This window comes from Modicisalibacter ilicicola DSM 19980, assembly GCF_900128925.1.
GTDB lineage: Bacteria > Pseudomonadota > Gammaproteobacteria > Pseudomonadales > Halomonadaceae > Modicisalibacter > Modicisalibacter ilicicola.
In genome coordinates, this window is sequence record NZ_FQUJ01000002.1 from 238,168 (window position 1) to 258,009 (window position 19,842).

At 64.0% G+C, this 19,842-nt stretch carries 19 protein-coding genes; 2 read left to right on the plus strand and 17 right to left on the minus strand.

The annotated features are described in order from the left end of the window. Positions 1-8: 8 nt before the first annotated feature. Together hslO and BUA41_RS01155 are read right to left on the minus strand one after the other, a co-directional pair. A complete protein-coding gene (gene hslO / locus BUA41_RS01150) occupies positions 9-884 on the minus strand; it encodes an Hsp33 family molecular chaperone HslO (RefSeq protein ID WP_072818849.1) in 876 nt (291 codons plus the stop codon). A gap of 59 nt (positions 885-943) precedes the next feature. Continuing rightward, complete coding sequence (locus BUA41_RS01155; RefSeq protein WP_072818850.1) at positions 944-1,333, minus strand: RNA-binding S4 domain-containing protein; 390 nt, start codon at positions 1,331-1,333, stop codon at positions 944-946. Between the two features lie 113 nt (positions 1,334-1,446). Between BUA41_RS01155 and nudE the strand changes: the two genes are divergently transcribed. Continuing rightward, a complete protein-coding gene (nudE, locus tag BUA41_RS01160; protein WP_072818852.1) occupies positions 1,447-2,025 on the plus strand; it encodes an ADP compounds hydrolase NudE in 579 nt (192 codons plus the stop codon). Positions 2,026-2,116: 91 nt separating this feature from the next. Then, positions 2,117-2,443, plus strand: a complete 327-nt coding sequence (locus BUA41_RS01165; protein WP_072818853.1) for a longin-like domain-containing protein — start codon at positions 2,117-2,119, stop codon at positions 2,441-2,443. Positions 2,444-2,593: 150 nt separating this feature from the next. On the opposite strand, the gene BUA41_RS01170 is transcribed toward BUA41_RS01165, so the two are convergent. The 15 genes from BUA41_RS01170 to nrdR all read right to left on the minus strand — a co-directional run bounded on the left by BUA41_RS01170 (position 2,594) and on the right by nrdR (position 19,804). Beyond that, positions 2,594-3,673: an oxidoreductase gene (locus tag BUA41_RS01170; protein WP_072818855.1), complete on the minus strand. Its 1,080-nt coding sequence runs from the start codon at positions 3,671-3,673 to the stop codon at positions 2,594-2,596. Positions 3,674-4,041: 368 nt separating this feature from the next. Continuing rightward, positions 4,042-5,886, minus strand: a complete 1,845-nt coding sequence (gene ilvD, locus BUA41_RS01175; RefSeq protein ID WP_072818856.1) for a dihydroxy-acid dehydratase — start codon at positions 5,884-5,886, stop codon at positions 4,042-4,044. Positions 5,887-6,106: 220 nt separating this feature from the next. Further along, on the minus strand, positions 6,107-7,057 hold the full coding sequence (locus BUA41_RS01180) for a phosphoribosyltransferase (protein ID WP_175546912.1): 951 nt from the start codon (positions 7,055-7,057) through the stop codon (positions 6,107-6,109). Between the two features lie 101 nt (positions 7,058-7,158). Beyond that, positions 7,159-7,812: an ATP-binding cassette domain-containing protein gene (locus tag BUA41_RS01185; RefSeq protein ID WP_072818860.1), complete on the minus strand. Its 654-nt coding sequence runs from the start codon at positions 7,810-7,812 to the stop codon at positions 7,159-7,161. Next, positions 7,805-9,505, minus strand: a complete 1,701-nt coding sequence (gene thiP, locus BUA41_RS01190; protein ID WP_072818862.1) for a thiamine/thiamine pyrophosphate ABC transporter permease — start codon at positions 9,503-9,505, stop codon at positions 7,805-7,807. Before thiP ends, BUA41_RS01185 begins: the two co-directional genes overlap by 8 nt. Continuing rightward, positions 9,481-10,503 (minus strand): thiamine ABC transporter substrate binding subunit, encoded by a 1,023-nt coding sequence (gene thiB, locus BUA41_RS01195; protein ID WP_072818863.1) that lies wholly within the window; start codon positions 10,501-10,503, stop codon positions 9,481-9,483. Before thiB ends, thiP begins: the two co-directional genes overlap by 25 nt. Positions 10,504-10,569: 66 nt before the next feature. Further along, positions 10,570-12,984, minus strand: coding sequence for an endopeptidase La (lon, locus tag BUA41_RS01200; protein ID WP_072818868.1), 2,415 nt, complete (start codon positions 12,982-12,984; stop codon positions 10,570-10,572). 114 nt (positions 12,985-13,098) lie between these two features. After that, positions 13,099-14,349, minus strand: a complete 1,251-nt coding sequence (locus BUA41_RS01205) for a DUF945 family protein (protein WP_072818870.1) — start codon at positions 14,347-14,349, stop codon at positions 13,099-13,101. Between the two features lie 17 nt (positions 14,350-14,366). After that, entirely contained in the window at positions 14,367-14,840 is a 474-nt protein-coding gene (locus tag BUA41_RS01210) for a phosphatidylglycerophosphatase A family protein (protein WP_072818873.1), read from the minus strand. Beyond that, positions 14,837-15,820 carry a thiamine-phosphate kinase gene (gene thiL, locus BUA41_RS01215; RefSeq protein WP_072818875.1) on the minus strand — a complete coding sequence of 328 codons (984 nt, stop codon included), beginning with the start codon at positions 15,818-15,820 and terminating at the stop codon, positions 14,837-14,839. Before thiL ends, BUA41_RS01210 begins: the two co-directional genes overlap by 4 nt. Beyond that, complete coding sequence (gene nusB / locus BUA41_RS01220) at positions 15,804-16,304, minus strand: transcription antitermination factor NusB (RefSeq protein WP_072818877.1); 501 nt, start codon at positions 16,302-16,304, stop codon at positions 15,804-15,806. The genes thiL and nusB overlap by 17 nt, the downstream gene beginning before the upstream one ends. Further along, positions 16,301-16,783: a 6,7-dimethyl-8-ribityllumazine synthase gene (ribH, locus tag BUA41_RS01225; RefSeq protein ID WP_072818879.1), complete on the minus strand. Its 483-nt coding sequence runs from the start codon at positions 16,781-16,783 to the stop codon at positions 16,301-16,303. The genes nusB and ribH overlap by 4 nt, the downstream gene beginning before the upstream one ends. A 23-nt stretch (positions 16,784-16,806) precedes the next feature. Then, positions 16,807-18,006, minus strand: coding sequence for a bifunctional 3,4-dihydroxy-2-butanone-4-phosphate synthase/GTP cyclohydrolase II (gene ribBA, locus BUA41_RS01230; protein ID WP_072818881.1), 1,200 nt, complete (start codon positions 18,004-18,006; stop codon positions 16,807-16,809). A gap of 168 nt (positions 18,007-18,174) precedes the next feature. Next, entirely contained in the window at positions 18,175-19,317 is a 1,143-nt protein-coding gene (gene ribD, locus BUA41_RS01235) for a bifunctional diaminohydroxyphosphoribosylaminopyrimidine deaminase/5-amino-6-(5-phosphoribosylamino)uracil reductase RibD (RefSeq protein WP_072818883.1), read from the minus strand. 4 nt (positions 19,318-19,321) lie between these two features. Then, on the minus strand, positions 19,322-19,804 hold the full coding sequence (gene nrdR / locus BUA41_RS01240) for a transcriptional regulator NrdR (RefSeq protein WP_072818885.1): 483 nt from the start codon (positions 19,802-19,804) through the stop codon (positions 19,322-19,324). Positions 19,805-19,842: the final 38 nt, after the last annotated feature.

Sequence of the window (19,842 nt, forward strand, 5' to 3'; positions counted from 1 at the left end):
GAATGCCATCAATGCAGTGTCGGGGCCTCGGCATCCGGCGAGTCGATCAGTGCCTCGATCTCCGCGGCCCCGAAGTGGTAGCGGGTATGACAGAAATGGCACTGGGTATCGATGGACTGCTGTTCCTCGAGGATGCTGCGCAGTTCCGCCTCTCCCAGCCCGAGTAGCGCAGCGGCGATACGTTCCCGGGAACAGCTGCAGCCGAAATGAAGCGCCTTGGGATCGAAGACGCGGGCGGTTTCCTCGTGATAGAGCCGATAGAGCAGATCGCGCTGTTCCAGAGTGAGCATTTCGTCGTCGGAGACCGTGCTCGCCAGGGAGACCAGGCGGTCCCAGGCGTCCGGGTCCGAATGGCTATCCGCGCCGGGCAGCTGTTGCAGCAGCATCCCCGCGGCACGCTGCCCGTCGGCGGTCAGCCACAACCGCGTGGCCAATTGTTCGGAACGCGCGAAGTACTCCTCGAGACAGCCCGCCAGGTCGTTGGCATCCAGCTCGACGATGCCCTGGTAGCGATTGCCCTCGTTGGGATCGAGGGTGATGACCAGCCGGCCATCGCCCACCAGTTCCTTGAAGGATGCCTGGCTGGCAGGCAGTGCCGCCGCCTCGTCGAGATGGGCGATGGCGCGCAGCTCGCCTCCCGGATTGGACTCCGCCATCAGCAGACTGAGCGCTCCGTCCCCACGCACCTCCAGGCTCAGGGTGCCATCGAGCTTGATGGTTTCCGTCAGCAGGGCTGTCGCCGCGAGTAGCTCACCGAGCTGGCGTTCGACGGCGGGCGGATAGGCTTGCTTGTCGAGCACCTCGGCATAGGCTTTCTCGAGGGTGACGATTTCCCCGCGCACGTTGGTGTCGTCGAAAAGAAAGCGCTGGATCTGGTCAGTCATCGGCAGAGATTCCAAGGGTCTGGTGTTCGCGGGTGGCAAGGTAAAGGGCAGAGAAACGCTCACTCGTCGGGACGCTGGCGCTGGAAACGCTGGAGCTCGCGGCGCTGCTTCTTGTCGGGGCGGCCACGGGGCGCCATCACGCTGCGATTGGCCAGGCGGCGATTCTCCGCCTCGCGTTCGCGACGCGCCTGACTGTGCGGCGTTTCACGATAGAGTGCTCGCGCCTCGGGGGCGCCGCGGCGCTGATCGGTGACCGCCAGCACCTCGACCTCCCAGAACTCCCATCCTTGAGGCACCTTGATCAGGGCGCCGGGCTCGACATGCTTGCTGGTCTTGACCCGCGCACCGTTGTACTCGACCTTGCCCCCTTCGATGGCCTTCTTGGCCAGGGCGCGGGTCTTGAAGAAGCGTGCTGCCCATAGCCACTTGTCGATACGTACGCTCTCCATAAGGCTCCAGTTCTCGACCATGCGCCCGTCGGATCACCAATCGTTGGCCAGCCCCTACCAGGCGATGGTAAAAGAGGTGAAGGTTCCGTTTCATTGTACTGGATACGCTTGCCATGCCGCCAATGCTCCCTCCCAAGCCCAGCGTTCTCGATCGCGAGGAAGTCGCCCGGAGTCGCCTCTTCACCATCGAGCAGCTCGATCTGCGTTTTTCCAATGGTGCCGAGCGCCGCTTCGAGCGACTCAAGGGGACCGGACGCGGCGCGGTCATGATCGTGGCCATGCCGGATCCGGATCATGTGCTGTTGATTCACGAGTATGCTGCCGGCTTCGACGAGTACGCACTGACCCTGCCCAAGGGCCTGGTCGATCCCGGCGAGGATATCGTCACGGCCGCCAATCGCGAATTGATGGAAGAGTGTGGCGTGGCGGCACGCAACATCGAACCGTTGATCGAGCTTTCCCTGGCGCCCAACTACATGAACCACCGCATGCACGTGCTGCTGGCCAGCGACCTCTACGAGCAGCATCTGCCCGGCGACGAACCGGAACCCCTGGTGGTCGAGACCTACCCTCTCGACGAGCTGACCGCCCTGCTCGCCCGAGAGGATTTCCACGAAGCCCGAGCCATCGCGGCCCTGTTCATCGCCCGGGAACGAGTGAGGGCCAGCCAGGCCAGCAGCGACTGGTGGTAACGACTCGTTACAGATCATTTGTTTGCAAATCAAAAAGACTCGTCTAAGTTTTGTACTGGAATTCCCATTCAGTACAGCAAGGAGCAGCACCATGAAAGGATCGCAGTTGACCAGCATTTTCCTGGCCTCGTTACTGACCTTTTCCATCAGCGCCGTGGCTCAGCAGAGTTCGCCGACAGAACCCAACAGCGGAATAGATTCGGCCCAGGACGTGGATCCTTCCACGGAAGAGCCCGTCAGCGAGCAGCCGGACAAGAGCAACCTGGATCCCGACGGCGGTGTCAACTCGGCCCAGGATGTCGATCCCACGCCCGAGAGCGAGAGCGGCGGTCAACTGGAGGAAGATGCCATGGCTCCCAACAGCGGTATCGATTCCAACGCCGATGTATCACCGGACGAGGACGAGATGAACAATTGAGCGTCTGCCTGAGTCAGGCAATGTTCGTTCGACGCTGAACAACGCTCTGCAACCTCGGCCCCGCCGAGGTTGTTTCGTTCCAGCGATCGGTATCAAGGAAGCAGGCGTTGTCTGAAAAGTCAGCGAGCACAGGTACTTTTCGTGCAAAGCCTAGTACTTGCGGCGCAGCCCGCTCCCCCCCTCCTTGAGTTTCACCCAGCGTTCCTGGCGGGCGCTGTCCAGTCCCGTCTCCAGCAGTTGCATCACCGCCAATGCGTCGTCTACCGGTACCGGGTTGTTCCCTTTTCCCGCCAGGGCATCGCGTATCGCGGTGTAATAGGCCAGGTAGTCGCCGGGCAGGGTACCGCAGGCATGGGTGGCAAGCTCTGCCGCCTCGCTGTCACCTTCTCTCAGCACCAGGTCGCCGTCGCGGCTGTCCACCCCCCATCGAGGCGTCGGCGTTCGCCCCTCCTTCAGCCAGCCTTCCTGGGGGTCCAGCCCATGCTTGACGTAGCTGCCCTGGGTGCCATGCAAGACGAAGCGCGGCGAATCCGCCGCTACCAGGGCGCTCGCGCCGAGCACGACCCGCAGACCGTCGTAGTCCAGTAGCGCGTGAAAATCGTCGTCCACCCTAGCGCCGTCGCGTCGCTTGGCCAGGTTCAGCAGAATGGCCCGCGGCATGCCGAACGCCTCGCGTGCCTGATCGAGCAGGTGGGGGCCCAGGTCATACCAGAGGCCCGACCCGGGCTTGGGCTTCTCGCGCCAACGATCATTGATCTCGGGGCGGAAACGGTCGAAGTGCGATTCGAAATGCGTGAGCCGGCCCAGGGTGCGTGCCTCGAGCAGCGCACGCACGGTCAGGAAATCGCTGTCCCAGCGACGATTGTGGAATACCGACAATAGCTTGCCGGCTTCCTCGGCATGCCCCTTGAGCAATCGCCCCTCGCTCAGGGTGACCGTGAAGGGCTTGTCGACGATCACGTGCTTGCCTGCCGCCAGTGCCGCCTTGGCCAGCGGATAGTGCGTCTCGTTGGGGGTGGGAATGACGACCAGATCGACATCGTGCCTTGCGAACAGCGCCTGGGGGGACGCCACCACTTCGACCCCGGGAAGATCGGCATGCACCTTGTCCGGGTCGCTGCTCGACACGGCCGCGATCTCGAGCCCGGGGGTAGCCGCGATCAACGGCGCATGGAAGGTCTTGCTGGCCATTCCATAGCCCACCAATCCCACGTTATGGACTTCCTTCATGCGTACTCCTTGTCTTGCAACATTTAGCGCCCTACTCATCCTTATGCACGAGAAGATGATTCATATCAAAAAAGAGTCAAAAAAATAGCGTGCGACTTTGGTCTAGCCAGCCATACTTCATGCAGGATACTCGAAGAGAGACAGATTTCATCTCAATTCAGGGAGAAACGATGATGTGCTGTTCCGAGGAAAGCCTCGAACTACTGGAGGTGTGGTATGTCGTGGAGTGTGAGCTGGAAGCACTCGAGGACGACCTCATCGAGAAGGTACGGGAAGCCGCCTGATCCCGACTGATCGCAGCCGCCGAACGCCAAAATCATCGAGGCCCGCACCGTGCGGGCCTCGGCTTTTCGGGCAGGTTTCGACTCTCACTCCAGCTTGGCAAGGTCCCGCACCGCTCCCTTGTCCGCCGAGGTGGCCAACAGCGCATAGGCCTTGAGCGCCGCGGTGACCTTGCGCTCGCGCTGGATGCTCGGCTTCCAGGCCTCCTTGCCCCTTGCCTGCATGGCCTGGCGCCGTTGCTCCAGTTCCTCCGCCGAGAGCCGTACATCGATACGCCGGTTGGGGATGTCGATGCGGATCGTGTCGCCCTGCTCGACCAGCCCGATGGCGCCGCCCGCCGCCGCCTCCGGGGAGACATGGCCGATGGAGAGCCCCGAAGTGCCGCCGGAGAAGCGCCCGTCGGTGAGCAGCGCACAGCGCTTGCCCAGCCCCTTCGACTTGAGGTAGCTGGTGGGATAGAGCATCTCCTGCATGCCCGGCCCCCCCTTGGGGCCCTCGTAGCGAATGAGCACCACCTCGCCTTCCTCGACCCGCCCTTCGAGAATATGTTCGACCGCCTGGTCCTGGGACTCGACCACGTGGGCAGGCCCTTCGAAGACCAGGATGGCGTCGTCGACACCGGCGGTCTTCACCACGCAGCCATCTTCAGCGATGTTGCCGTAGAGCACCGCCAGCCCGCCCTGCCGGGAGAAGGCGTGCTCGAGATCACGAATACAGCCGGTGGCACGATCGCCGTCGAGGCTCGGCCAGCGCGCACTCTGGGAAAATGCCGTCTGGGTGGGGACACCGCCCGGCCCGGCGCGGAAGAATTCGACCACCTCCGGCGCGGGATCGCGCATGATGTCCCAGCGGCCCAAGGCATCGGCCAGGCTCTCTTCATGCACCGTCGGCACCCGGGTGTCGAGCACCCCGGCCCGATCCAGTTCGCCGAGGATCGCCATGATCCCGCCGGCACGGTGCACGTCCTCGATGTGATACTTCTGAGTGTTGGGCGCCACCTTGCACAGCTGCGGCACTTCCCGCGACAGACGATCGATATCCGCCATGCTGAAGTCGAGTTCCGCCTCCTGGGCGGCGGCCAGCAGATGCAGAATGGTATTGGTGGAACCGCCCATGGCGATATCCAGGGTCATGGCATTCTTGAACGCGGCCAGGCTGCCGATCTCCCGCGGCAGCCAGCGCGCCTCGTCCTGCTCGTAGTAGCGCTTGGCGATCTCGACGATGCGCGAACCGGCCCGTTCGAACAGCCGGCGACGGTCGGCGTGGGTGGCCAGCACCGTGCCGTTACCCGGCAGTGCCAATCCCAGCGCCTCGGTCAGGCAGTTCATGGAATTGGCGGTGAACATGCCGGAGCAACTGCCGCAGGTGGGGCAGGCGCTGCGCTCGACCTCGTCGAGGGTCTCATCGTCGACGCTGTCGTCGGCGGCCATGACCATGGCATCGACCAGGTCCAGGCCATGATCCAGCAGCTTCGTCTTGCCCGCCTCCATCGGTCCACCGGAAACGAAGATCACCGGAATATTCAGGCGCATGGCGGCCATCAGCATGCCCGGGGTGATCTTGTCGCAGTTGGAGATGCATACCAAGGCATCGGCGCAGTGCGCGTTGACCATGTACTCGACACTGTCGGCGATGATGTCGCGGCTCGGCAGCGAGTAGAGCATGCCGTCGTGGCCCATGGCGATGCCGTCGTCCACGGCGATGGTGTTGAACTCCTTGGCCACGCCACCGGCCTTCTCGATCTCCCGGGCCACCAGCTGGCCCATGTCCTTCAGGTGCACGTGCCCGGGCACGAACTGGGTGAAGGAGTTGGCCACGGCAACGATGGGCTTGTGGAAATCCTCGTCGGTCATGCCGGTAGCTCGCCACAGGGCGCGGGCTCCGGCCATGTTGCGACCAGCGGTGGTGGTGCGGGAGCGATACTCGGGCATGGTCTTTCCTCAGCAAAAGTCGACTAGGATGCAAACGACCCCTCTCTAGACGCGGTCGTCACAGAAAAGCGAAGTAAATCGAGAGCAGAAAAGATAGCAAGGTGATTCCTGCATGGCGAGTCTAGGCCCCGCCACAATGACGACTGACTACCAAGCCAGACTGAGGTGTGATGCCACTGGCGATCAGAAGCCGGACATGAATAAGAGTTTCTGGGCTTCTTTACAAGCTAGGGAGCCACCTTTTCATGACCCTCCTCATCCTTGCTAGATTTATTCTAAAAAAATAAGCCTTCCCATGCTTTACGATTTCTCTGACAGATGGCCTTACCAGATCGTTTGCTTGCGTGCAAAAAACCGATTTACCTGTCGCCTTGGCAATAAACACCGCGTGATCAAAATCACTTTCCACGAAAAAATACAGCCTTGAATCTTGCTTATAATAATCTGCCTTTAGTTTACAGTATTCCTGGTGGCTTCGAGTTTCATTCTTATCCACCGAGCCCGACATGATCAAGTTATCATAAGTTATATTGTAATAAGACAGCCAGCTTTCGATCTCCTTTCGGTAACGCTCATGCTGCTTCGTTATCAACGAATTTATTCTGTAGGTAGGAATGACAAGAGGCCTGACTTCTTGTATGAGCCCCATGCCGTTTTCTTCTTTGTCGAGATGTTCTTCTAGCCCGTTGAAAATCACACCATCCAAGGCAATACAGGCTCGCTGCAAGACATTGTGATGCCAAATATTCCACTGAAATACCCGTGGTGAAGAAAGGTATTTCAAGCACACATCCACTTTGGCCATACCGACAGCATTGCCATACACAGCCAAGGTGGTTATTTCACAAGGGCAATCTTCGGGTATCTGATCAAGCACCTCCTCCATGGAAGCACCCGTATTTACACTATCGTCGACGATCAATACTTTTTTGGCATCCCAAGCATTGCATATCTCCTTTCTAAGGCTTCTTGTATTACCCTTGGCAAGTTTGGAATTTCTAATAAAGTCATGCAGACTCGTACAGTCTATATTAAGGAAAAGACTCAGCATATAGGCTGGGATCATACCACTTCGCGGTATGCCAACGATTAGTTCGAAGCCCTGATACTGAACCTTATCGAGGTTGTTAAAAATATCATCACTAAGCCCTGCGTAAGACTTATAATTCATTTTATTCTCCATGATCATCGACGAATTTTTTTTAGAAATGCCTTTCGCCGAAGAATACCTATCCAATCAACCCCTTACAATTAGACTTTTTCAATGCTAATTCACGCTTGAGCCACCAGCCGCCCATCATCGAGCTGGCAGCGTCGGTCGGCCAGGGCACGGATGTCCTCGCTGTCGTGACTGACCAGCAACACCGCGACGCCCTCCTGCTGCTGCGCGCGCACCTGCTCCCACAGGGCCTCGCGGTTGGCGGCGTCGAGGCCGCTGAAGGGTTCATCGAGCAGCAGCAGCGGCCGCCGGCGCAACAGGGCCCGCAGCAAGGCCACGCGCTGACGCTGCCCGCCGGACAGCTCCCCCGGCAACCGGTCGTGCATCCCCTCGAGCCCGACCCGGGCCAGCCCCTCTCGAACACGGCGATGTTCGACGTCACCCAGACGCAGGTCTGGCGCGATGCCCAGCCCGACGTTGGCCCATACCGGCAGATGCTCGAACAGGTTGTGCTCCTGGAATACCGTGGTCAGCGGCCGTTGCCAGGGTGGCAGGTCCCGCCAGGAATCCCCCTTCCAGCCCAGCCAACCGCTCGCGGGCTCGAGAAAGCCGGCGATGAGACTCAGCAGCGTGCTCTTGCCACCCCCCGAAGGCCCCTGCACCGCCAGGCACTCCCCGGGGGCCAGCTCGAGGGAGAAACAGAAATCCGGGATTTCCCCCGGCTCGGCTTCGGTGTAGTGGAAGACCAGATCGCGGCACTCAAGCATGGGCGGCCTCCCTGTCTCGTGCCGGCCAGAAACGCTGCTGGGGATAGCGCGGCAGATGGCGAGTGGCCACATTGAGCAGCAGGAACAGCGCCGCCACCAGCAACAACAGCAAGAATGCCGTTGCCGCGGCGCCCTCCCAGCGATAGCCGCCGAGCTGCTGGTAGAGCAGCATCGGCAGGGTCGGCCGGGAGGGGCTGCCGAACAGGGCGATCACACTGAAATCCCCCAGCGAGAGGGTCATGGCATAGGCCAGCGCCAGGGCGGCCGGGCGACGCAGCGGCGGCCACACCAGCCAGCGCCAGCGGGCCCAACCCTGAATGCCCAATTGCGCGGCCAGGCGACGCTGGGGATCGTTGGTGCCCAGCAGAGCGCCGCGCAATACCTGCATGGCAAACGGCAAGGCCATGAAGGCATTGACCAGCACCACCAGGGCGTACCCCTGCCAGCCACCGCCCAGGCTGGGGCGCAACAGCAGGAAGAGACCGGTCCCCAGCACCAGCGCCGGGGTCACCAGGATCAGCTGTCCGCCCCCTTCCATCACGCCGGCCAATGTCGAGCGACTGCGCTGGTGCAACCAGGCACTGCCGCCCAGCAGGGCCAAGGCCAGCAGCAAGGCCCCGGCACCCGCCCCCAGCGCCATCGTCAGGCTCAGCCCGGCGGCGGGCCAGAGGGAGGATTGGGCCGGCAAGGATGGCAGCCCCATCACCCCGGCGATCACCACCGCCGCCAGGGGCGGCAACAGCAGCAAGGCCAGCGCCACGAGCCAGACGCTGTCGGTGATCCTCGAGACCCCCCTTTCGTCCCGGCGTCGCCAGCGCCCTGCTCGTCGCGTGTCCAGGGCCGTGGCGACCAGGCCGCCCATGCCGCCGAAACGCAGGGCGAAGGCCCACAGCGTCAGGCAGATCACCAGCTGGGTCAGCGCCAGCAGTGCCGCTCGGGCCAGATCGAAGTCGAACTTCAAGGCCTGATAGAGCGCCACCTCGAGTGTCGTCGAGCGCGGCCCCCCGCCCAGGGTCATGACGATGACGAAGCTGGTGAAGCAGAGGGTGAAGACCAGGGCTCCCAGCCGGGGCAGCGAATGACGCATCACCGGCCACTCCAGGCAGCGCCAGATGGCACGCCGCGTCAGCCCCAACTGGGCCGCCAGGCGCCAGTGCTGGTGGGGCTGGCGTTCGAGTTCCTGGAGCAGCAGGCGTGCTGCGAGGGGCAGATTGTAGAAGACATGGGCCAGCACGATGCCCGACAGGCCATAGAGGTAGTTGGCCGGCTCACCGGTCGCGGCCTGCCATAGCGGCGCCGCCCAGCCCTGACGGCCATGTACTGCCACCAGGCCGAACAGCGCGATGAGCGTGGGGATGACCAGCGAGAGTTCCATGGCGCGCAGCAGCAAGGTGCGGCCGACAAACCGCGGTCGTCGGGCCAGGGCCACGGCGACCGGCACCGCCAGGCCGAGGCTGAGAAGAGTGGAAAGCAGCGCCTGGATGACGGTGAAGCGCAGGACGCTGGCCAGGTAAGGCTCGCGCCACAACGCCGCGACATTCAGCACCGGCGCATGAACCAGCAAGGCGGCCAGGCTGGCCAGCCCCAGGCCCGCCACCGCCAGCCAGGCCAGGACGCCGAACCACAACGGCCAGCGCTCGCCTCGAGCCGTCACGCTCGTGTCCCGACTCAGCGCGTGCTGACGTTGAGCCACTCGTCGATCCAGGCGCGACGATTCTCGTGCACCTCTTGCGGCGGGAAGGTGAACACCTCGGGATCGATTAGCCGGGTGAAGGCCTCGGGCAATGCGTCGCCGAGCTCGATGGCCGGGTACATGACGTTGCCCAGCGGGATATGCTGCTGGAAATCCCGGGTGAGCATGAACTCGAGGAATTCCCGTGCCAGCTCCGGATTGCCCGTCGCCCGAGTCATCGCCGCGACCTCCACCTGGAGATAATGCCCTTCGTCGAACTTGGCGGCGCGGTAGCGATCGCTGCCTTCCACCGCCATGTGATAGGCCGGCGAGGTCGCGTAGGAGAGCACCATCGGCGCCTCGCCGTTCATGAACAGCGAGAAGTAGGCCTCGCTCCAGCCCCGGGTCACGGTGAGGATGTTGTCCTGCAGGCGGCGCCAGACCTCATCGGCCTCGTCACCATAGGCATGCTTGATCCACAGCAGCAGCCCCAGCCCCGGGGTGCTGGTGCGCGGGTCCTGGATGATGATCTTGAACTCCTCCGGCGCGTCGGCCAGCTCCTCGAGACTCGACGGCGGATCGCTGATCATTTGGGTATCGTAGACGAAGGCGAAGGGGCCCCAGTCGTAGGGCACGAAGGTCTCGTCCTGCCAGTCGATGGGCAAGGCCAGCGGCGACAGATCGGCACCGTGGGGGGCCAGCAACCCGGTGTCCCGGGCCGCTTGCATCAGGTTCATGTCCAGCCCCAGCACCACGTCCGCCCGGGTCTCCTCCCCCTCCAGGCGCAGGCGCTGCAGGATACTCGGGGCGCCATCCAGGGCGATGAAGTCGAGCCGGCAATTGCACTGCGATTCGAAGGCCTCCTCGATGCCCGGCCCCGCGCCCCACTCGGAAACGAAGGAGTCGTAGGTGTAAACGGTCAGCTTGGACGTGTCCGCGGACGCCACTGCAGCGCTCGAGAACAAGCCTAGAATCAATGCGGCGGTGGCCCTGGGGGCGGGAATCGTGTCGTGGGACATCGTACTTTCCGTTACACGCGAAGCCCCTGAACAGGGGCTTGGTATCAGTGGCTATTCAAACATAGCCTAACCGAAAACGATGTCGGCGACGTCCCTGTATCGCTTGGCGAAGTGAACCGTCACGCCGTTCCTGAGGTGATCCGGCAGTTCCTCGTAATCCCGGCGGTTGGCTTCGGGCAGGATCAGCTCGAAGATGTCGCTGCGGCGTGCGGCAATCACCTTCTCGCGGATACCGCCTACCGGCAGCACCTGCCCGGTGAGGGTCAGCTCGCCGGTCATCGCCAGCGGACGTTCGATGTCCTGATGCCGCGCCAGGGAGATCAGAGCCGTGGCCATGGTCACCCCGGCAGAGGGGCCGTCCTTCGGGGTCGCCCCCTCGGGAACGTGGAGATGGACGAACGCCTCGTTGAAGAAGTCCGCATCGGCATCGTACTCGCCGAGATGGCCAAGCACATAGCTGTAGGCGATGTTGGCGGATTCCTGCATCACGTCGCCGAGCTTGCCGGTGAGCTTGAAGCCCCGGGTCAGCGCATGCACCTTGGAGGCCTCGATGGGTAGCGTGGCACCGCCCATGGAGGTCCAGGCCAGGCCGGTCACCACCCCGACACCCTGCAGCACGTTCTCGCGACGGAACAGCGGCGCGCCGAGATACTCCTCGAGGTTCTTGACCGAGATCTTGACGCTCTTCTGCCCGCTCTCCAGCAGCTTGACCGCGGCCTTGCGCACGATGCGGTGCAGCTGTTTCTCCAGCTGGCGCACCCCTGCCTCCCGGGCATAGCCTTCGATGACCTGACGCAGGGCCGCATCGGTGAGATTGATGCGCTTCTTGGGAATCTTGTCGCGGCTGAGCAGCTTGGGCCACAGGTGATGCTTGGCGATGGCCATCTTCTCTTCGGCGATATAGCCGGACAGGCGAATCTGCTCCATGCGATCGAGCAGCGCCGGCGGAATGGTGTCGACCTGGTTGGCGGTGCACACGAACAACACCTTGGAGAGGTCCAGGCGCACGTCGAGGTAGTGATCGAGGAAGTCGACGTTCTGCTCCGGGTCGAGCACCTCGAGCAGGGCCGAGGCGGGATCGCCCTGGAACGATTGGCCCATCTTGTCGATCTCGTCGAGCATGATCACCGGATTCTCGACCTCGACCTCCTTCAGGGCCTGCACCAGCTTGCCGGGCATGGCACCGATATAGGTGCGCCGGTGGCCCTTGATCTCGGCCTCGTCGCGCATGCCGCCCACCGAGAAACGGTAGAACTTGCGGCCCAGGGCCTCGGCGATGGAGCGCCCCACCGAGGTCTTGCCCACCCCCGGCGGGCCGACCAGCATGACGATGGAGCCCCCCACATCGCCCTTGAAGGTGCCCTCGGCAAGGAACTCGATGATGCGCTCCTTGACGTCCTTGAGCCCGTCGTGATCGCGATCGAGCACCGTGCGCGCGTGATCGAGATCGAGCTGGTCGTCCGAGGTCACTCCCCAGGGCAGTGAGGTGAGCCAGTCCAGGTAATTGCGCGTGGTGCCGTATTCCGGCGACCCGGTCTCGAGCACCGAGAGCTTGTCCAGCTCATCGTCGATGCGCGTCATGACCCGTTCCGGCACCTTGAGGTTCTCCAGACGTTCCCGAAAGGTGTCGACGTCGTTCTCCCGGTCGTCCTTGGAAATGCCCAGTTCCTTCTGGATCACCTTGAGCTGTTCGCGCAGGAAGAATTCGCGCTGGCGATCCTCCATCTGGGCATTGACCTGCTCGCTGATCTCGGTCTGCAGCTGGGCGACCTCGATCTCCTTGCGCAGCAGCGGCAGGACCTTCTGCATCCGCTCCATGACCGGCAGGGTCTCGAGGATCTCCTGAAGCTCGCGCCCCTTGGCCGAGGTGATGGCGGCGGCGAAGTCGGTCAACGGCCCCGGTTCGTGGGGACTGAAGCGATTGAGGTAGTGCTTGAGTTCTTCGCCGTAGAGCGGATTGATCGGCAACAGCTCCTTGATGCCGTTGATCAATGCCATGGCGTAGGCCCGAGTCTCGTCGGCCTCCTTGTCGACCGGTTCCTTGGGGTAGCTCACCTCGACCAGATAGGGGGGCTTCTTCGACAACCAGCGCTGGATGCGAAAACGACGCATGCCCTGGGCGATGAACTGGATCTGCTGATCCTCGCCCTGGGCCTTGTGCACCTTGACCGCGGTACCGATGCTCGGGAAGTGCTCGTGATCCAGCTCACCGCCCTCCACATCGCCGACAAATGCCACCCCGACGGTGTGATGCGGCGTGTCGGCGATGCGGCGCATGGTCTCCTCCCAGCGTTCGCGCTGTATCACCAGCGGCTGCACCTGGGCGGGGAAGAAGGGACGATTGTGTATGGGCAGCAGGTAGATGCGTTCGGGCAGGTACTCCTGGGTCGGCACCATCGCGCCGGAATGGCCCTGCTGCTCTTCCTGATCGTCACGAAGCTCCGTGAGGAGGTCCTGGTCGTCTTGATTGCGTTCGCTCATCGTTCACCTTGCATCCGTGGGCCGGATTGCCCGACATGTCCTGTGGATGCGGGCAGTCGGGATGGACTTCAAGAGCGAGCGCAATCGGCTGTCGGGCAACGGGCTCGATGAGACTCACCGCACCGATGCCAGCGGCTGTCCATTGACGAGCAAGCGGCCCTGCTCGATCCGCAATTCGATTTGGCGGGTTTCCGGAGGCAAGCCGAGCTGCAGGGCCAGCAAGGGCGGCACGCCATGCCAGCTGAAGCGACCGTTCAGGCGTTCGCGCCAAGGCTCGGCATCGCCCTCGAGCAGGGCATCGAGGTTCAAGGCCTGGCTGTCCTGGCCATCGAAGATCAACTCGCCGCTACCGCGCACGTCGACGCCGAACAGGGGGCTCGTCAGGGTAACGCCTTCGAGGATAAAGCGAGGCGAGTCTCCCAGGGCGCTCAACAGCGCCGGCTCGATGCGCTCGACCTGGGCCTCGTCGAGTGCGGTGACTTCACCGCCCTGCTCCTGGAGGATGGCCTTGACCTGCTCGACCAGGCGCCGTGCCGCCTGGCCATCGATACGATCGAGACGGGCTTTCAGGTTTCCGGACAGGAGTCTCTCGCCGGAGGCTTGCGCCTCGTCCAGAGAAATGGCCAGATCGACGCGCAGCTGCTCGTCGAGACGGGTCTCGTCGCTGTAGCGCACCCCGGAAAGCGTCACGTCCTGGCGCTTGCTCCCGCGGAAATCCAGGCGCTCGAGGGTCAGCTCGTTGCGTTGTTGAAAGAACGAGCCATCATCGGCGAAGCGGTAGCGGCTCTCGAGACGCAGGGGGCCGGCGGTTATCTTCGCGTCAGGGCCATCCAGACGAAGGGATTCGACGCGCCCTTGCACTCGAACATCGCCGAGGCGCCCTTCCAGGTCGAGTACCGCATCGCCGAGTGCGAACCGTTCGCCGTCGACATCCACCTCGAAGGGCGCGATGTCGAGACGCCCCTCGACGCGCCGGTCGAGGGTATGAAAGGCTGCCGTCCAGCGCGGTTCGGCGGCGTCCAGCAGGTCGCCGAAGAGCATGCGCTCGTCGTTCGATCCGCCGTCACTCAGAAAGAGCCTCAGTGCACCGCTCAAGCGGGTGGTCAATACACCATGACGGGCCTCGTAGGGCAGGCTCAGTCGCCATCCCTCGTCGCCGCGAGGGGCGAGCCGCAGACGGCCCCGGGAGAGGAACCAGCCGCGTTCGGCCCGATCCCGGGCGACCTGCCACTGTTCATCGTCGCGCAGCCTGTCCAGCGTGTGTGCGAGTTCACGCTCGAAGACATGGCTGGAGTAGGCCTGGGCTCCCAGGTAGCCAGCCACCAGAACCACCAAGGCCACGATGGCCAGCCCTGTCTTGCGCATGCTTTTCCTCAATCGACTCAGTGCAACCATAACCAGAGATGCATCACGCTCCAGGCCAGTATTCCCGCCAGGATGTCGTCGAGCATGATGCCGAAACCGCCGGCCACCCGCCGATCGACCCAGCGGATCGGCCAGGGCTTGATGATGTCGAACACCCGGAACACCACGAACCCCCACAAGGCGGCCTCCCAGGAGAAGGGAACCGCCGCCATGGTGATCCAGTAGCCGACGAACTCGTCCCAGACGATGCCGGAATGGTCGTGGACACCAAGATCGCGAGAGGTCTTGTCGCACAGCCAGATACCCGCCAGGCTGGCGAAGAGTACCAGGCCGAGATACCAGGATAGCGGCAGGCCGGACATCAGCCAGTAGAAGGGAATCGCCGCCAGGGTGCCGAAGGTGCCCGGCGCGAAGGGCACCGCACCGCTACCCAGGCCGAAGGCGAAGAAGTGGGTGGGGCGTCGCCAGACGCTGGAGGGCGCGCGATTCATGGCGTGCCTCCGGGGAAATGCTGCCAGCCGCCGGTGAGCCCGGCATCCACCCCGGCGATTCCGGGAGTCTCGCTCAGCCGTCCGATGAGGGTCAGGGTATTCCCGCAGGCCTGAAGCCGCTGCCGAGTCGTCTCGACGGCCTCGGCTGGCAGACTGAACAGCAGCTCGTAGTCGTCGCCGCCGGTCAACGCCGCCCGCTGCGCTGCCTCGCGCCCCAGGGCCGTTTCCAGCCCGGCAGTCAGCGGCAATCGATCGACATCGAGCTCGGCCCCCACCCCGGAGGCATGGCAGAGATGGCCCAGATCCGCCAGTAGCCCGTCGGAGATATCGATGGCGCAATTGGCCAGGCCACGCAGGGCGAGTCCCGCCTCGAGGCGCGGCCGGGGCAGCAGATAGGCCTGGAGCAAGGCGTGATCGAGGTCCCGCTCGCCAGCCTGCCACGCCTTCAGGCCGCCCTGACCGCCACCCAGCGAACCGGTGACCGCGATCAGATCGCCGGCCCGACCACCCTGGCGGCGCAGTGCCGCGCCCGGCGGCACCTCGCCGTGGACGGTCACGCTGATGCTCAATTGGCCGCGCGTCACATCGCCGCCTACCAGGCTGACTGCGCTCTGTCTGCATAACGCATGAAAGCCCTCGCTGAAGGCGGCGATCCACTCTTCGTCCATCGCGGGAATCGCCAGCGCCATGGTGCACCAGCGTGCCTGCGCCCCCATGGCGGCAAGATCGCTCAGGGCCACGGCCAGGGCACGATGGCCCACGACAGCGGCAGGCGCGGTGGCGGGAAAATGCACGTCGGCCACCGAAGTGTCGACGCTCACCGCCAGCTGATGGCCCGGCGACGGCGACAGCAGCGCGCAGTCGTCCCCCGGGCCCAGCACCAGGCCGGTAGCCTCGCCTTCGTCACGGCGTGCGAAGTAACGAGCGATGAGCTCGAACTCGCCCGGCTCGCGACGTGGCCTGTCAGCGACGCCGGGCATTGACCTCGGCATTTCTGAGCCTTGCGGCAAGCTTGTCGAGAATGCCATTGACGTACTTGTGGCCGTCGGTGGCGCCGAAGGATCTGGCCAGTTCCACGCCTTCGTTGATCACTACCCGATAAGGCACCTCGGGGCGGCTGGCGAGCTCGTAGGTGCCCAGGCGCAGGATGGCCAGCTCGATGGGATCCAGATCGATGATGCGGCGGTCGAGCAGCGGCTCGATGGCTGCATCCAGGTCGACACGGTCGCGAATCACGTTGTGCAGAAGCTCATGGAACAGCGCCAGGTCGGCGATCTCCATCACCTTCGACCAGTTCTCGTGATCCTCGAGATCCTCATCGGCGACCTGGGTGCGGAATTCGGCTTCCAGGGTGGCCGCCGGCTTGCCGTTGAACTGCCACTGATAAAGCCCTTGCACCGCCAGCTCGCGCGCCGCGTGCCGGGCCTCGCCGGCGTTCGCCCGGGTACGCCTGTCGGCATTCATTGCTTGCCCCCCAGGCGTCTCATCAGCGACACCATCTCCATGGCGGCCATGGCCGCCTCGGCCCCCTTGTTGCCGGCCTTGGTGCCCGAGCGCTCGATGGCCTGCTCGATGGAATTGACGGTGAGCACGCCGTTGGCGATGGGCGTCTCGAACTCGAGCTGCAGGTTGCCCAGGGCGGCGTTGCAGCCACCTGCCACATACTCGAAATGTGGTGTGCCGCCACGAATCACCGCCCCCAGGGCGATGACCGCCTCGGGCTTGATCAGGCGCAGCGCACGCTTGACCGCCAGGGGCAGTTCCCAGGCCCCGGGCACATGAACGATATCGATGTTGTCCTCATCGACACCATGGCGTACCAGGCTATCGACGGCGCCTTCCACCAGGCTGTCGACCACATGATGATTGAAACGACCGACGACGAGCACGTAACGGCCATCGACATCGGTGAAGGAGCCTTCGACTTGGGCGATCGGTTGCATAGTCAATCCTGACAAAAAAGGAGCTATTCTAACGGCTCACCGGACTCGACGGTATCGCTACCCAGACGCTCCACCACCTCGAGATCGAAGCCGGAAAGTGCCGAGAACTTCCACGGCGAACTGAGCAGGCGCATCTGACCCACGCCCAGCTGGCGCAGGATCTGGGAGCCGGTACCGATCATCAGGTAGTTGCCGGAGCCATCGGAATCCGTGGAGCGCGGCGTGCGGGTACGCCCCAGGAACACGTCCAGCTGCGTCTTGAAATCGAGCGGGACACGCCCGTCGTCGAGCAGCACCAGTACCCCGGCCTCCGCCTCGGCGATCTGGGACAGGGCCGCATGGGCGGTCCAGCTACGGCCTTCCGGACGCTGCAGCATCAGCACGTCGCGTAGGGTATCGGCCAGGTGCACCCGCACCGTGGTCGGCACATCGGCTCGCGGATGCCCCTTGACCAGGGCCAGGTGGTGGGCCCCCTGGATGCGGTCACGAAAGACATGCAGCGTCAGATCGCCGACGGCGGTATGCACCGGAACCTGCTCGTCGAGTTCGACGGTCTGCTCGTTGTGGATACGGTAGTGGATCAGGTCGGCGATGGTGCCGATCTTTAGATCGTGCTCCGCGGCGAAGCGCTCGAGTTCGGCGCGCCGCGCCATGCTGCCGTCCTCGTTCATCACCTCGCAGATCACGCCGCTTGGCTCGAAGCCCGCCATGGCCGCCAGGTCGCAGGCCGCCTCGGTATGACCGGCGCGACGCAGCACGCCCCCCGGCTCGGCCATCAGCGGAAAGATGTGCCCCGGCTGGACGATATCGGCGGCCTTGGCATCCCGGGCCACCGCGGCACGCACGGTACGCGCCCGGTCTGCCGCGGAGATGCCCGTGGTCACGCCATGGGCGGCTTCGATGGAGAGCGTGAACTTGGTGCCGAAGCCGGAGTTGTTGTCGCTGACCATCAAGGGCAGGTTGAGTCGCTCGCAGCGTTCCCGGGTCATCGGCAGACAGATCAGGCCGCGGGCATGCCGCGCCATGAAGTTGATGTGCTCCGCCTCGACCTTCTCCGCGGCCATGATGATGTCGCCTTCGTTCTCGCGATCCTCGTCGTCCATGAGGATCACCATCTTGCCCTGGCGAATGTCTTCGACCAGCTCTTCGATGCGAGCCAGACCGGGCGAAGGCGAATCCTGCGAGGTCCCGCTGGCGGGGTTCTGGAAAGAGGAAGGCACCATGACTTCTCCACAATGCATTACGTATGGGCCCGTCGCCGCAGGACGACAAGGCGACTGATCGGGTCGCTCTCGGGCCGCATCTGGTCGGCGGTCAGGGTACCTGTGTGGCGGCATCGGCGCCAGCCCTTCCGCCCTTCACCATGACGGCATGTCACGCGCTGGCGGTACTCAGCCCCTTGCCCTGGGGCGCGCGATGATACGCCAATCCTTTCCGATGGCGCGAATGTCGTCGATCTGCAACGGACGCTGCTGGGCCATGTGCTGCATGCCGCTCAGGGCGAACAGGGGACGTGCCTCGCCTCCTAACAGTGTAGGCGCCACGAACAGGTGCATTTCATCGATCAGTTCGGCGTCGAGCATGGCGCCCGCCAGGGTGGCACCGGTTTCCAGCAGCACCTCGTTGCAGTTCTCGTGATGCGCCAGATGGTCGAGCAATGCGCCGAGATCGACGCGGCCATGGAGGTCGCAGGCCAGCACGAGCACCTGTGCTCCCGCCTGTTCGAGGGTTGCGCGGCGTGCCGCGTCGTCCGAGCAGGTGGCGATCAGCGTGCGTCCGGGCTCGCGCAGGCAAGCCGCTGCCAAGGGCAGGCGCAGATGCGAATCGACCACCACGCGCAACGGCTGGCGAGTGGCGATCTCCTCGCCCTGAGCGAGGTTCAACGGCTCGGCGCGCACCGTCAGGCGCGAATTGTCGAAGATGATCGACTCGACACCGGTCATCACCGCGCTGGAGCGCGCCCTCAGCCGCTGCACCTCGGTGCGGGCCGCGGGGCCGGTGATCCACTGGGATTCGCCGCTGGCCATGGCGGTACGGCCGTCGAGGCTCATGGCCATCTTCAGCCGCACGAAGGGGCGCCGGCGCTCCATTCGCGCGATGAAGCCGGGGTTCAATGCCCGGGCCTGCTCCTCGAGCAGGCCGAGCTCGACCTCGATACCCGCCTCGCGCAATAGCTCGATTCCCTGCCCGGCCACCAGAGGGTTGGGGTCCTGCATGGCCACCACGACCCTGGCGACACCGGCATCGATCAATGCTTTCGTGCAAGGGCCGGTGCGCCCCTGATGCGAGCAGGGTTCCAGGGTGACGTAGGCGGTGGCCCCGCGAGCGGCCGACCCGGCATCGCGCAGGGCGTGAATCTCGGCATGCGGTTCGCCGGCGCGCCGATGCCATCCCTCACCGACACGCCGGCCGCCGTTGACCAGCACGCAGCCGACCCTGGGGTTGGGGTCGGTGGTATAGAGGCCGCGACGCGCCAGCACCAGGGCACGGGCCATCCAGGCTTCCGGGGTCGCGATGGTCGAAAGAGTGGTCATCGGGCTACTGCTCATCCTCCTGGGAAGGATACCCCGGCTCCTGGGCCAGGCGATCGATCTCGGCGCGAAACTCGTCGAGGTCCTGGAAGCGGCGATAGACCGAGGCGAAGCGGATATAGGCGACCTGATCGAGCCGCTTGAGGGCGCGCATCACCTCCTCGCCGATCTCCCGTGCCTCGATCTCGCGCTCACCCCGGGCGCGCAGGCGCTGGCGGATACGCTCCACCGCCGCCTCGATGGATTCGGCGCTCACCGGGCGCTTCTCCAGGGCCCGCAGCATGCCGGCACGCAGCTTGCGCTCGTCGAAGCTCTCCCGGGAGCCGTCGGCCTTGACCACGCGCGGCATGATCAGCTCGGCGGTTTCGTAGGTGGTGAAGCGCTCGCCGCAGCTCGCGCACTGCCGGCGCCGGCGGACCTGGTCACCCTCGGCGACCAGGCGCGAATCGGTCACCCGAGTGTCGTGGGAACCGCAGAAAGGACAATGCATGAGCAGGCATCCGAGGATGAATATGTTGCCATTGTAAC

Excerpts from the sequence above, each read along its gene's own strand:
- hslO (WP_072818849.1), bottom strand. The coding sequence starts at position 884 with ATGACTGACCAGATCCAGCGCTTTCTTTTCGACGACACCAACGTGCGC.
- BUA41_RS01155 (WP_072818850.1), bottom strand. The coding sequence starts at position 1,333 with ATGGAGAGCGTACGTATCGACAAGTGGCTATGGGCAGCACGCTTCTTC.
- nudE (WP_072818852.1), top strand. The coding sequence starts at position 1,447 with ATGCCGCCAATGCTCCCTCCCAAGCCCAGCGTTCTCGATCGCGAGGAA.
- BUA41_RS01165 (WP_072818853.1), top strand. The coding sequence starts at position 2,117 with ATGAAAGGATCGCAGTTGACCAGCATTTTCCTGGCCTCGTTACTGACC.
- BUA41_RS01170 (WP_072818855.1), bottom strand. The coding sequence starts at position 3,673 with ATGAAGGAAGTCCATAACGTGGGATTGGTGGGCTATGGAATGGCCAGC.
- ilvD (WP_072818856.1), bottom strand. The coding sequence starts at position 5,886 with ATGCCCGAGTATCGCTCCCGCACCACCACCGCTGGTCGCAACATGGCC.
- BUA41_RS01180 (WP_175546912.1), bottom strand. The coding sequence starts at position 7,057 with ATGAATTATAAGTCTTACGCAGGGCTTAGTGATGATATTTTTAACAAC.
- BUA41_RS01185 (WP_072818860.1), bottom strand. The coding sequence starts at position 7,812 with ATGCTTGAGTGCCGCGATCTGGTCTTCCACTACACCGAAGCCGAGCCG.
- thiB (WP_072818863.1), bottom strand. The coding sequence starts at position 10,503 with ATGTCCCACGACACGATTCCCGCCCCCAGGGCCACCGCCGCATTGATT.
- lon (WP_072818868.1), bottom strand. The coding sequence starts at position 12,984 with ATGAGCGAACGCAATCAAGACGACCAGGACCTCCTCACGGAGCTTCGT.
- BUA41_RS01205 (WP_072818870.1), bottom strand. The coding sequence starts at position 14,349 with ATGCGCAAGACAGGGCTGGCCATCGTGGCCTTGGTGGTTCTGGTGGCT.
- BUA41_RS01210 (WP_072818873.1), bottom strand. The coding sequence starts at position 14,840 with ATGAATCGCGCGCCCTCCAGCGTCTGGCGACGCCCCACCCACTTCTTC.
- thiL (WP_072818875.1), bottom strand. The coding sequence starts at position 15,820 with ATGCCCGGCGTCGCTGACAGGCCACGTCGCGAGCCGGGCGAGTTCGAG.
- nusB (WP_072818877.1), bottom strand. The coding sequence starts at position 16,304 with ATGAATGCCGACAGGCGTACCCGGGCGAACGCCGGCGAGGCCCGGCAC.
- ribH (WP_072818879.1), bottom strand. The coding sequence starts at position 16,783 with ATGCAACCGATCGCCCAAGTCGAAGGCTCCTTCACCGATGTCGATGGC.
- ribBA (WP_072818881.1), bottom strand. The coding sequence starts at position 18,006 with ATGGTGCCTTCCTCTTTCCAGAACCCCGCCAGCGGGACCTCGCAGGAT.
- ribD (WP_072818883.1), bottom strand. The coding sequence starts at position 19,317 with ATGACCACTCTTTCGACCATCGCGACCCCGGAAGCCTGGATGGCCCGT.
- nrdR (WP_072818885.1), bottom strand. The coding sequence starts at position 19,804 with ATGCATTGTCCTTTCTGCGGTTCCCACGACACTCGGGTGACCGATTCG.